At 67.6% G+C, this 12,362-nt stretch carries 8 protein-coding genes; all 8 read right to left on the bottom strand.

The window, feature by feature from the left end; translation table 11 throughout:
• Window positions 1-8: 8 nt before the first annotated feature.
• The 8 genes from LGN10_RS25605 to LGN10_RS25570 all read right to left on the bottom strand — a co-directional run bounded on the left by LGN10_RS25605 (window position 9) and on the right by LGN10_RS25570 (window position 11,236).
• A complete protein-coding gene (locus tag LGN10_RS25605) occupies window positions 9-1,085 on the bottom strand; it encodes a glycosyltransferase family 2 protein (RefSeq protein WP_226225427.1) in 1,077 nt (358 codons plus the stop codon).
• A 256-nt stretch (window positions 1,086-1,341) separates the two neighbouring features.
• Entirely contained in the window at window positions 1,342-3,159 is a 1,818-nt protein-coding gene (gene glmS / locus LGN10_RS25600) for a glutamine--fructose-6-phosphate transaminase (isomerizing) (protein ID WP_226225425.1), read from the bottom strand.
• A gap of 49 nt (window positions 3,160-3,208) precedes the next feature.
• Complete coding sequence (locus LGN10_RS25595; RefSeq protein WP_226225423.1) at window positions 3,209-4,297, bottom strand: hypothetical protein; 1,089 nt, start codon at window positions 4,295-4,297, stop codon at window positions 3,209-3,211.
• A 92-nt stretch (window positions 4,298-4,389) separates the two neighbouring features.
• A complete protein-coding gene (locus LGN10_RS25590) occupies window positions 4,390-6,537 on the bottom strand; it encodes a polysaccharide deacetylase family protein (protein ID WP_226225421.1) in 2,148 nt (715 codons plus the stop codon).
• Between the two features lie 332 nt (window positions 6,538-6,869).
• On the bottom strand, window positions 6,870-7,640 hold the full coding sequence (locus tag LGN10_RS25585; protein WP_060318106.1) for a hypothetical protein: 771 nt from the start codon (window positions 7,638-7,640) through the stop codon (window positions 6,870-6,872).
• A gap of 13 nt (window positions 7,641-7,653) precedes the next feature.
• Window positions 7,654-8,658 carry a YaiO family outer membrane beta-barrel protein gene (locus LGN10_RS25580; protein WP_226225419.1) on the bottom strand — a complete coding sequence of 335 codons (1,005 nt, stop codon included), beginning with the start codon at window positions 8,656-8,658 and terminating at the stop codon, window positions 7,654-7,656.
• Window positions 8,651-9,664, bottom strand: coding sequence for a polymer-forming cytoskeletal protein (locus LGN10_RS25575; protein WP_226225417.1), 1,014 nt, complete (start codon window positions 9,662-9,664; stop codon window positions 8,651-8,653). The genes LGN10_RS25580 and LGN10_RS25575 overlap by 8 nt, the downstream gene beginning before the upstream one ends.
• Window positions 9,665-9,667: 3 nt before the next feature.
• Window positions 9,668-11,236 (bottom strand): glycosyltransferase family 2 protein, encoded by a 1,569-nt coding sequence (locus LGN10_RS25570; protein ID WP_226225415.1) that lies wholly within the window; start codon window positions 11,234-11,236, stop codon window positions 9,668-9,670.
• Window positions 11,237-12,362: the final 1,126 nt, after the last annotated feature.

Raw genomic sequence — 12,362 nt, 5'->3', positions numbered from 1 at the left:
GCCCGGGCTTACTTGAACGACGCCTTGCGAGCGGCGATGCCCGCGGCCGCCGGCGTCGCGCCCCGGCGACGTGCCGGGTGCGTGCGCTTGAGCGGGAACTGCAGCAGCTTCGATGCCGGTCGCGCGGCCGCATCGCGCTCGGCGCGGTAGCGCCGCCGCACGAGATAGACGGGGCGTTGCTTGGACTCGTGATAGATGCGGCCGAGATATTCGCCGATCACGCCGATGCCGATCAGCTGGATGCCGCCGACGAACAGCACGACGGAAATCAGCGACGGGTAGCCGTGCACCGGATTGCCGTACAGCAGCGTGCGCATCACGATGTACGCGCCGTAGACGAACGACAGCGCGGCGAACGCGAGGCCGACGTAGGTCCACACGCGCAGCGGCACCGTGCTGAAGCTCGTGATGCCCTCGAGCGCGAAATTCCAGCGCCGCCAGCCGGAGAATTTCGAGCGGCCGCCGCTGCGCGGCGCACGCGTGTATTCGACGATTTCGGTACGAAAGCCGACCCACGCGAAGAGCCCCTTCATGAAGCGCCGCCGCTCGGGCAGCGCGCGCAGCGCGTCGACGACTTCGCGGTCCATCAGCCGGAAATCGCCGACGTTCTCGGGCATCTCGACTTCGGAGAGCCGGTTGTGCACGCGGTAGTAGAGCGAGGCCGCCACGCGTTGCATCAGCGGATCGCACATCCGGTCGGTGCGCTTCGCGGCGACGACCTCGGCGCCCGCGCGCCAGCGTTCGAGCATCGCGGGAATCAGCGCGGGCGGGTCCTGCAGGTCGGCATCGATCAGGATCACGGCCGCGCCGGCCGCCTCGTCGATGCCGGCGGTGAGCGCCGCCTCCTTGCCGAAGCGGCGGGTGAGATCCACGACGTGCACGCGCGCGTCGCCGGCGGCGACCGAGAGCAGCCGGTCCAGCGTGCGATCGCGGCTGCCGTCGTTGACGCAGACGATCTCGAAGCGCACCGAGCCGACCGACTCCAGAACCGGCAGCGTTTCGGCAAAGAATGCGTCGATCGTTTCTTCTTCGTCGTGAAAAGGCACGATGAGCGATATCAGTGGCTTCCTGGCATGCGTCGACACGTTGCGGCCCCCGGAGAGATTCGGCCTGCGTTGCGCGGTAGGTTTCCGTTGTCGTTCGCCGGGCGGGCGTTACCCGATTCGGGGCGAAGGCGGTCCTGGCCAGCCTCCCCACCGTGGACGGGACGACATAGGGTTTAAGTATTGTACGAAGTATTCGGGATTCGACAAGGCGCGAATCGACGGCGAATCGTGCAGGGCGGGCCGGCTCGATCGGTTGACGATCTTCACCGGCCCGCGCGCGTCGAGCAACCGTACGTCACTCCACCGTCACCGATTTCGCCAGATTCCTCGGCTTGTCGATATCCGCGCCCCGCAAGCACGCCGCGTGATACGCGAGCAACTGCAACGGCACGACGTGCAGAATCGGCGACAACAGCCCGTAGTAGTCCGGCATCCGAAGTACCGACACGCCTTCGCCGTTGTCGATCCGCGTATCGGCATCCGCGAATACGTAGAGCTGCCCGCCGCGCGCCCGCACTTCCTGCATGTTCGACTTGAGCTTCTCGAGCAGCGCATCGTTCGGCGCGATCGTCGCGACGGGCATCGTATGCGTGACGAGCGCGAGCGGCCCGTGTTTCAGTTCGCCGGCCGGATACGCTTCCGCGTGGATATACGAGATCTCCTTCAGCTTCAACGCGCCTTCGAGCGCGATCGGGTAGTGCAGCCCGCGCCCGAGAAACAGCGCGTTTTCATGCTGCGAGAATTCCGCCGCCCAGCGCGCGATCTGCGGCTCCAGCCCGAGCACGTCCTCGAGCGCGCCGGGCAGGCGCCGCAACTGCATCGTATAGCGCGCGAGCTGCGCGTCGTCTACGTAGCCGCGCAGCCGCCCGAGCGTCACGGCGAGGATGAACAGCGCGACGAGCTGCGTCGTGAACGCCTTGGTCGACGCGACGCCGATCTCCGGGCCCGCTCGTGTCAGGAAGCGCAGGCTGGTCTGGCGCATCATCGCGCTGGTCGGCACGTTGCAGATCGCCAGCGTGTCGATGTGGCCGAGCGCCTGCGCGTACTTCAGCGCGGCGAGCGTGTCGGCGGTCTCGCCGGATTGCGACACGCTGACCACCAGCGTGTTCGGCGTCGCGAGCGCGTCGCTGTAGCGGTATTCGCTCGCGATCTCGACCTGCGCGGGGAGGCGCGCGATCGTCTCGAGCCAGCGGCGTGCGGTCAGGCCCGAGTAGTGGCTCGTGCCGCACGCGAGAATCAGCACGTTGTCGATCTGTTCGAACGCGCGCGCGGCGTCCGGGCCGAATACGGCGGGGTCGAACAGCCCGGCGTCGGGGATGGTCGCGGCCACGGCCTGCGGCTGCTCGAAGATTTCCTTCTGCATGAAGTGCCGGTACGGCCCGAGCTCGACCACGCCCTGCGTGGACGAAACGGTCTGGATCGCGCGTTCGATCGGCGCGCCGTTGCGATCGAGCACCCGTACGCCGCCCGGCGTCAGCTCGACGATGTCGCCTTCCTCGAGGAAGATGAAGCGGTCGGTGATGCCGGCGAGCGCGAGCGCGTCGGACGCGAGAAAGCATTCGCCGTCCTTCACGCCGACGACGAGCGGCGAGCCGGCCCGCGCGCCGATCAGCCGTTGCGGCTCGTGCTTGCTGAACACCGCGATCGCATACGCGCCGTGCAGTTGCGAGGTCGCGTCGCGCACGGCGGCGAGCAGGTCGCCGCGATACTTGCTGTGGATCAGGTGCGCGACCACCTCGGTGTCGGTCTGTCCGTCGAACTCGTAGTGTTCGTCGGCCAGTTGCCTGCGCAACGTTTCGTGGTTCTCGATGATGCCGTTGTGTACCAGCGCGATCTCGTCGCGCGAGAAGATCGGATGCGCGTTGCAGGTGGCCGGCGCGCCGTGCGTCGCCCAGCGCGTGTGCGCGATGCCGGTGCTGCCGGCCAGGCCGGCGCTGCGCACGTGGGCGTCGAGGTCGGCGACGCGCGACACGCTGCGCTCGCGGCGTGCCTGGCCGTTGACGACGGTCGCCACCCCGCATGAATCGTAGCCGCGATATTCAAGGCGGCGCAAACCTTCGATCAGAATCGGGACGATGTCCCGTTGCGCGACCGCGCCGACGATGCCACACATGACACGTCTCCTTCCCTGTAGATTCCCCCGGACCGTGCGCACGCGTGGATCAGCGTGACGCGGTCTCCGTTGTCGCCGCCGTCGTGAAGCCGCATTGAGCGGGCGCGACCGGGTCGGCCATCCGGCTTTCGAATGCCAGGTAAAGTGCTTCCTCCAGTACGTTCCAGTGTGCGCCGTGCCGGTACGGGCCCGATCGTGCATGCCAGCACGCGACCGTGTTCCTGTCGTTCATCTTGAGTGCGACCAGTGCGATCAAGCCCCATGGATAATCGGAGCCGGCGAGTTGCAGCCAGGTCTTGCCGTACTTCTGCATCCACTGCGCGTAGATCGTGTCGTTCGATTGTTCGGGAACCTGAATTCCGGATAGCAGCGGAAAAATCTGCGCGACTTTCGCGGGGTAGAACGTCGTGTCGCTGATGCGCTGCGTGCTCGCGCGAAAGCCGGACTGCGTGCCGCGCCAGAACACCTTCAGGATCGCGGACGCGAGCCGGTCGGCGCGCTGGCTCCACGGGCCGGCGTGCGTGGAGTCGGCATGCCGGACGTAGTACGCCGCGAGCGCCTGGAACGCGCTGTGTACCTCGACGTTGTCCATCAGCAGCGCGACGCGCAGCGTCGACGAGATCTGATAGACGCCCGTGGGCTTGGCGAGCAGCGTGTCCAGGTGCGCACTGGCGCGATTCAGGCTGAGCTCCCATGCGGCGGGCAGGCCGTCGGGCGGCGCGAAGCGGGCGAGCAGTTCGATCCAGGTCGCCATCATCGCGTCGTCGGCATCGGCTTCGGCGCATGCGCTGTACTGGCCGCTTTTCATGCAGTAGCGATCGAAGCCGCCGTCCGGACGCTGGCGCGGCAACAGCCACGCGATCCACGCGAGCGCGGCCTGATGGGCGTCGAGCCCGGCGTCGGCGGCGGCGAGCAGCGCCTTCGACGCGAAGTAAGGATCGATGCCGGCGCCGTTCAGGCGCACGGTGATCGCGCCGTCCGGGCGTTGGTAGAGTCCGTTGAGCTGGAGTTCGGCGGCGCTCGCGTGCAGCGCGACGCCGCACGCGGCGACACCGCAAGCGACGCACCACAGGCGGCATAGCCGGGCGATGGCCGTCACGCGTGCGCGTGCGGCCGGGAACAGCGCGGGCCGGTTCATGATGGGGGGCTCCTGCGCGGTGGTCCTGCGCAAATCCCGCCGGGCGCGGCGTTGGCCGCGTCGCGCGCCGGCGGGTATGTCGATGTCGCGGCTCAGTGCACCTTGGCGCTGGTGAACTTGAGACTGGTGCCGCTGTTCGCGGTCACGAGCCAGTACGTCGAGTCGGTGATGACGACGCTGCCGAAGCCTTGCGTGATGACCGGCAGTGCGAAGCCCTTCTTCGGCAGCAGCCACGTCATGTTCGCGAGACTGGTCGGGTGGCTGGCGGCGAACGCCCAGCCGCTGCCCGTGTCGGTGGCCGACCACGTGACGTTCAGGCGTGCACGATCGAAGGTCGTGATGTCACTCATCGTGTACCACTTGAACTGACCGAGCAGCTTCAGCGTATTGGCTTGCGAGAAGATCGCGGACAGCGTCGACGTATAGGACGACGCGCCGAGCGGGTGCGCATAGATCAGCCGGCTAGTGCGGTTCGCGACGACGAAGTTCATCAGCGATGCATACCAGTTGTTCACGTCGGCCGTCGGCACCGCGAACTGCTGGAACTCCTCGAAGGTCGCGTACTTGCCGAACGGCATCACCGGGTAAGCCCACAGGCCCGGGTTCAGCAGCGCGCCGTTGCGGTATGCGCGGGTCGGCGCCGAGCCGGTGTGCCCGGTGAAGTAGTAGCCGTTGAAGCCGTTGCTTTCGAGCCAGTTGACCGACCAGGTCGGCGTATTGCCTTCCGGCGCCGCGTACTCGACGTCCGGCTGGGCCGTCACGGCCTGAACGGCCTGGTGATTCATCACCAGGTACTGCGTGAACGTGCTCGCGTTCGTTTCGCTCGCATTCGCGCCCCAGTAGTCGTGAATCCAGCCGCCGTGGCTGCCGACGCGATGGCCCTTGCTCACGAAATACTTGAGGAGATTCTGCGCGGGCGGGTTGTTGGCGAGATTGAGGCCGCCACCGTCGCCGAACGCCGCTTCATCGGGGCCGGCCGTGACCACGAGCGAGAACGGCCCGTTGTTCCACACGCCGAGGCTCTTCAGGTAGAGCGCCGGCTGGAGCTGATCGCCCGCGCAGAAGTGCCAGTTGAATACGAGGCCGGCCATCGCTTTCGGCAGCGGCGACAGCGACGGCAGGTTCAGCATTTGCGTGCCGAAATAATGCAGGTAGCCGTGGATCAGCATGCCGTCGGTCTGGCCGTCGAGGTACGCGAGCGGCAGGTTGACGAACAGCACGCCGCCGTTGCCGTACGTGTTGTAGCCGGATACCAGCCCGAAGGTCGGCGAGGTCAGGATGGTCGTGCCGGTATACGTGCCCTGCGTGACGAAGCTCGGATAGGTGAGGAAGCCGTACACGTAGCCGGAGATGCCTTCGAGCGTGTCGGTGGTGGTGGCCAGTGTCGATGCGAGCGTGTTGGCCGTGTTGCCGGTCGACGTGCTCAGCAGCGAATTGGCGGTATACGTCGTGGTCTTCTTCAGCTTGCCGGTCACGGTGCCGGTCAGCTTGGGGGCCGTCTGGTTCAGCATGCCGCTGCCCTTGGATGGCGTCGTGTACTGGAACCATGCGCCATGGTTGTAGTTGGCGAGCCCACCGGGGTTCGACCGGCTGGCGGTCAGGAACTGTGCCGTGCCCGACGTCGAATTCGTCGACGTACCCGACGTACCCGACGTGCTCGTCGATGCGAGCGCACTCGCGGTCGTGGTGCTCGACGAAGCCGTGGTCCACGGCATCGACTTGCCGGGAGGCACCTGAAGCGTGCGCAGCCAGCTGCTCATGCCGGTCACGTTGCCGAGGCCGATCATGTTGCCGCCGTATTGGTCATACAGCACGTAGTCCACGCCCACCATGCTGCTGAAGCGCGATTTCGGGCTGACGTAGAAGCCGGCCGAATTCAGCACGCCGAAATCGTAGACGAGCATCACCTTGCCGCCGTTCAGCGCATAGTTCTGGATCGCCGTTACCAGCGAGTCGGCCGCGGTCGTATGTACCTGATCGGGCAGGATCAGGCCTGGATACTGCGACAGCGACGCGCCGGCCGCCATGAACTGGCTGTCGGTCATCACCTTGATCTGCAGCCCTTCCTCCTGCGCACTGTCGAGCCATGCGGATACGCGCGGATCGGGCAGCGTCAGCGTGTCGGGCACCAACAGCAGAAGCTGGTTGGTGGCCGCCTGAGCGCCGCCCGGACTGAATGCGAACGCGAGCGCGAACAGCGCGAACAGGATCCGCAAGAACTTGCCTGACTTTGCCAACATGGTGTGCTCCTCGCTCAAGGAATGGGGGCGTGCGGCAGCGTGATCCGCGTGCCGCCAGGTCGACCAATCCAGCCCCGTAGGTGTGTGCGGCTGTCCGGTTCGTCGGGTATCGAGCTGTGCGTGTCGACGGCAGCCGGTCGCGCACATGCGTCGGTGCGCGGCGCTGCCTTCGCCGACGAGAGGACTCGATGCGACGCATTGAAAGAAGCGAACAACGTGCCATTGGCGCAGGAGGCCCGGTCCTGCTGGCTTCCTGCGACGCACGTCGCGCGGCGCGGTCGCAAACGCGGCGGATTCGTTTCATCGCTGATACGGCGCGTTTGACGGCGCTATCAGCAGACGGAATCGCGATCGCGCGTCAGTGCGCCGGGCCAGCTCGCGCAGTAGGTATAGAGCGTGACGAGCAGCCCGATCAGCAGCGGCCCGCCGAGCAGGAAATAGCAGAACGGCAGAAACAGCAGCGAGCCGTGATGGATGATCGTCGCATGCAGCAGCATCACGAACGGCAGCGCGACCACGAAGTAGCCGAGCACCAGCAGCGATGCGGCGGCCTTTTGCAGCAGCGAGAAATCGAGCGGGTAGTACAGCGCGGCCATCACCAGCGGGATCAGCGCGATCGCCGCGCCGTGCAGCACGAACATGTCGCGCAGATGCAGTTGCGGGACATACGGGAACGTGCCCGGCGCGAGCCAGAAGTACGCGCAAATCAGCAACTGGGTGAAGCTCGCGATACGTAACAGATATGCAACAGGCAGCCAGTTCGCGCGCCGGATGAACGATGCGGCGAAACCGATCGCACAGAGCGCGGCGGTGGCGGCCAGCAGCATGCCACCCGGCAGGCGGGCCGCGACGTCGATCGACAGCAGCGGCACGCGGGGCGCGTCGGGCGGATAACCGATCACGATCACGTGAAGCGCCGGATCGATCTCGCGCGCGCCCCACGCCATGACCGCGCGCCAGTAGCGCCACGCCAGCGGCAATCCGAACCACAGCGACGCGTACAGCGCGGGCGTCAGCAACGCGATCGACCACAGCCAGCGCTGCGGATGCGCGTGGATGCGCAGCGAACGATCGACGGGAGGACGGACGGGATGCGTGTGCACGGCGTCCGCCCGCCTACCAGCGATAGAACACGCTGAGCTCGCCGCCGATCCGCGAGTAGTACGGGTTGTGGTAATAGGCGAATTCGAGCTGCGTTCCCCACTTGCGCGTGAACCAGTAGCGCCATTTCGCGGTGATCTCGTGGCTGCGGAAATCCGCGATCTGCGTGCCCGAGCCGGTGACCTGATACGCCTCGCGGCCGACCCCGCCGCGCAGCACGATCACGCTCTTGCCGGCTTCGCCGTAGGTGACGGCGCCGTAGTAGCCGGGCGCCTTCACCGATCCGGGCGAATCGACCGTATAGTTCGCGCCCGCCTCGAAAATCCACTTCGGCAATGCGTACCAGATCACGCCGGCGTGATAGAGCTGATCGCGGTGTCCGCTGCGGTTCCATGCGTAGCCGGCGCCGAGCGATACGACCAGCGAACGATCGGGCAACAGCTTGCGGTTGATCGACGCGTCGATGCGCGCACTCGGCAGGATCGTGCCCGACGTGGTGCCCGAAAAGCCGATCCCGCCGAACCAGTCCGGCCCGAGATCCTGCACGTAGGTGAGCGCGCCGAGCTGCGTGTTCTCGCCGAAGCGGTGCAGTTGCGCCAGTTCGCCGAGGATGGTGCGGCCGCCATCCTGATAGACGCCGCGCAGGTGGACGCCGTACCAGTCGCCGTAGCCGTGTGTCAGGTGCGCGCTCGAATAGCCGAGCGTCAGTTCGGTATGCGTTTCCCGCGGCGCCTGCACATGCGCGACGACGGCATCGGGCAGCGGCGGCCGGTTCGTATCCTCGGGCGTGAATTCGGCGAGCGGCACGCCGTCCGGCAGGCCTTCCGCGTCCACACGCACGAACATCGACTCGTCGCGCATGCGTGGGGTGATGACGGTCGCGGGGGCCGGAGGCTGCACGGCGGCGGCATCGTCCGGCTGCTCCGCCAGCGCCGCGGGCGCGCCGAAGGCGACGCCGCACAGCATCGCGAGGGTGGCAACCGGTACGCGCGGGCCGCGATGGCTGGGGCGATCAGACATGAGGCGCTCCTTGACGGAATGTATGGAACCAGCCGCTGCGCCACGCGACGAGGTCACCATGCACGCAGGCATGATTGACGATCGACACGTCGCGCGCGCACGCGCTGACCGGATGACCGGCGACACCGATGCGCGCGCCCGTGAGCCGCAGCAGGCCGCCGGCCGACACGACGCCGTCGATGCAGCTCGCGCTGGCGAGCAACACGTCGTCGCGCGCGAATACCGCGCCGTGCAGCAACGCGTGACGTTCGAGCTCGACGCGATGCGCCTTGACGCTGCCGCGCAGCACGCAGCCTTCGCCGAGGACGAGCGTCCCGTCGACGATCAGGTTGCCTTGCACGACCGTATGCGCGGGCAGGCGAACGTCGCACGGCAGCAGGTAACGACCGTGCAGGAAGCGATGCGGCAGCGACGCGAAGTGGCGGGTGAGCGAGATCGCGCGGCGCGGAGCGGCCGCCGTGTCCGCGGGCCGCGCGCCCGGCGCCGCGCCGAAGACGATCGGCTCGCCATACAGGCACGCGAAGCCGCCGGCGCCGCGCAGGCGCACCGTGCCGCCGACCACGACGCCGCGCAGCACCGCGCCGTCGACGTCCACCAGCGGCGCATGCGCGAGCGTGCCGATCGTCGCGCCGGCGTGGATGTCGATGCGCTCGTCGGCGAATGCGTACGCGGCCCGCGCGCCGTCGTCGAGCGTGATCGTGCGATCGGCGTGGAGCACGTCGTCGCGATGCGCGTCGCGTGCGACGTGGATCGCGTCCGCGTGCTGCACGGCCAGCCCGAGCGCTTGCCACGGTGGGGCGAAGGACGCATCCGCCGGCGGCGCGCCGGCCGCGTGCGCGCGCAGCGCGTCGTGCCAGCGCGCGGCGAGCAGCGCCTGATCGACGAACGGCCCGTCGCCGATCGGCAGCGCCGCGACGTCGCTGCGCCGGATCAGTTCATGCAGCAGCGGCAGGAACGGCAGGGTGAGCACGCCGGCCACCGGCACCATCACGTTGAAGGTCGTCATCGCTCATCGCTCCGGTTTCAGTTGCCGGCGAAAACGCTCGGTCTTGTCCCATTTCAGTTCGCGGCGCAACGCGGCGTCGAGCAGGAGCCCCCAGAGCGCGGAGACGACCGCCGCAATCGTCACGCAAAAGCCGACGACGTTGACCGGCACGAGCCGCAGGCGCGTCGCGCGGCCGTCGAGCCGCGCGGCGACGACGATCTCGAAGAACACGCCGAAGTTGCCGAAGGTGCTGAACGAGAACAGCGCGAACAGCGACAGCAGCAAACCGAGCGCGGTCGAGTTGACGCCGTTGAACAGGTAGAGCGCGAGCGCGGCGCTCCAGGCGATCGCGAGCAGCGCGGGCATCGCGAATACGCCGAGCAGCAGCGCGCCGTCGAGCCGGCAGCGCCGCGAAATCAGCGGATTGCGCAGCACCGGCAGCAGATAGCGCAGCATCGTCTGGTTGTGGCCCTTCGCCCAGCGCGTCAGTTGCCGGGCGCGGACGGCCCAGCGCTCCGGCACTTCCTCGTAGCATTCGGCGTGGTTCAGATAGACCGTTCGCCAGTCGCTGAGCAGCAGGCGGTAGGTCATGTCGGTGTCTTCGGCGAGCGTGTCGTCGCACCAGCCGCCCACGGCGTCGAGCGCGCTCTTGCGGATGCCGCCGACCGTGCCGCCATACTGCGGCACCAGGTCGAGATTGTTGCGGGCTTGCTGGTTGACCTGGTAGCCGCCCGCGCGCTCGAGATCGAGCAGCCGCGCGAGCAGGTTGCTGTCGGCGTTCTGCGGCACGACGCGACCCATCACCGCGCCGACTTCCGGGTCGAAGAACGGCGCGACGAGCTCCTTCAGCAGCCCGGGGCGCGGCAGGTAGTCGGCGTCGAATACCACCATGATGTCGCCGCGGATGAAGCGCAGCGCATCCTTCAGCGCGGCCGCCTTGCCCGGCTTGCCGGTCTCGCGGTGAAACGGCTGGATCAGCTCGGGCGCGAGCGCCCGGACTTCCTCGATCAGCGCGCGCGTGTTGTCGGTCGAGCGGTCGTTGACCGGAATGATCGTCAGCCGGTCGCGCGGGTAGGTCGTGGCCAGCAGCGCCATCAGGCAATCGACGATGACGGTTTCCTCGTTGTGGGCGGCGACGAAGACCGTGAGCCTCGGCCAGTCGCCGTGGGTCATCGTCCGGTAGGGCGCATGCTGCGGCTTGAACAGGCGATCGATGCTGAATACGTAGTGCCGTGCGGCATACGCGCACGTCAGCAGCGTGAACAGCCACAGGTAGGCCACGCACGGCATCAGCAGCAACTCGGGATCGAACGTGAGGTCCGGCGGGGTGGCGGGCGGCGGCGCGAGCGACGCATCCGGATCGGGCGACGCCTGCGCGGAGCGGGACAGCGTCACGCTGTCGAGCGCGGCGCGCTCCACCGCGATCGCGATGTGTGCGGCGTTCGCGGCGTTCACAGCCGGCGCGCCGAACCGGGCGGGTTCGGCAATTGCCTGCGATACGGTGTCGGTATCGCGCACGATCAGCGAGCAGGCAAGCACGATCAGCAGCAGGATGCCTTGCTCGCAGAGTGACGCCGTGCGCGTTTTCTTCATGTCCTGGTCCCCGGTCCCGCAACGACGACCGCGAGCGCCGAAGCGCTGCGTGGATCGCGCGGATGTCAATGGAAAGCGGTGGCGCGTCCGTCGCGCAGGGGCCGTGGTCGGGTGCCCCGGACGGACGCGTTGCGTCGCCTCCCGGCTTCGTTGCCTTGGCGTCCCCGTCCGTCTGCTGCCGTGCGAGTGCTTCGGGACACCTGTCCGACATCAAGCAAGGCGTGAGCCATCTGCCCGGATGCCCCGTGCGGCAAGGCGCCGTGCCCGGGAAGCGAATCCGGGACGCGCGTGGGCGGCGCGTTTTGATTCACTGACGAATCAGCGTGCGCGGATCGCATTCAGCCCGCGCGGCGCCGGCGGCAAGCGTTTCCCACTTCGCGTGGCGGCCGGTTCGTCCCGTCCGTTGGGGCGCTGGCGGGGAGCGGCTGCGCAGACGGACTGTCGTCTCTGATCCGTCGCGCGGGCGGCGGTATGGCGGTCGAAACGCGCGCCGGTTTCGCATGAGGAAAATGGAACGCACTCCGATCTATTTGCCGGATTCGGCGTCGCGTTACACATTCGCAACATTTCCCGCGCACCGATTCGTGTGACGCAAGCACCATCTTGCGCCGGAGAAATTCCGTACGCGCGACGGCGACCGACGGCCGCGCGCGCGCCACGCGCTGCACCGACGAAAGGGGCGAATCGAGACGACGCAACGCGCGTCGAAAGATGCGCGCGCTTCGATGCGTCACGCGTGACGACAGGCATGCGCGATTCGTCGGACGACGTCGTGTGACGGATCGCGCGCGCGTCCCGGTGTTTGTCGTTGTCGCGGGGGGGCGGCGATGCGGGCGCCCGTAGCAGTTGTGAAACATTCCGCAACGCGCCGCGTGCACACGATCGCCGTGAAACGAAGCGGGCCGGGATGCGGGCCGGCTGGTTTGAATATTGCTGTAGCAGGAGGACCTGACGCTCGACACGGCGAGGAGCTGCTCATGACGTGATGGATCCACCGCAACCGGCCGGTAGTACGACGATTCGCGCGGCCCGGACCGCGCGGACGAGGTGGCCGCTCGCCCCGCAGCACCACGGCATGTCGATCGCGCGCGAGTACGGGGTGCGCCGCCCGAATACATGCTTCGCG

The organism is Burkholderia sp. AU32262 (genome assembly GCF_020419985.1).
GTDB classification, from domain to species: domain Bacteria; phylum Pseudomonadota; class Gammaproteobacteria; order Burkholderiales; family Burkholderiaceae; genus Burkholderia; species Burkholderia semiarida.
This window is presented reverse-complemented; position numbering and strand designations above follow the sequence as displayed.

Excerpts from the sequence above, each read along its gene's own strand:
- LGN10_RS25590 (WP_226225421.1), bottom strand. The coding sequence starts at position 6,537 with ATGTTGGCAAAGTCAGGCAAGTTCTTGCGGATCCTGTTCGCGCTGTTC.
- LGN10_RS25580 (WP_226225419.1), bottom strand. The coding sequence starts at position 8,658 with ATGTCTGATCGCCCCAGCCATCGCGGCCCGCGCGTACCGGTTGCCACC.
- LGN10_RS25570 (WP_226225415.1), bottom strand. The coding sequence starts at position 11,236 with ATGAAGAAAACGCGCACGGCGTCACTCTGCGAGCAAGGCATCCTGCTG.
- LGN10_RS25575 (WP_226225417.1), bottom strand. The coding sequence starts at position 9,664 with ATGACGACCTTCAACGTGATGGTGCCGGTGGCCGGCGTGCTCACCCTG.
- glmS (WP_226225425.1), bottom strand. The coding sequence starts at position 3,159 with ATGTGTGGCATCGTCGGCGCGGTCGCGCAACGGGACATCGTCCCGATT.
- LGN10_RS25595 (WP_226225423.1), bottom strand. The coding sequence starts at position 4,297 with ATGAACCGGCCCGCGCTGTTCCCGGCCGCACGCGCACGCGTGACGGCC.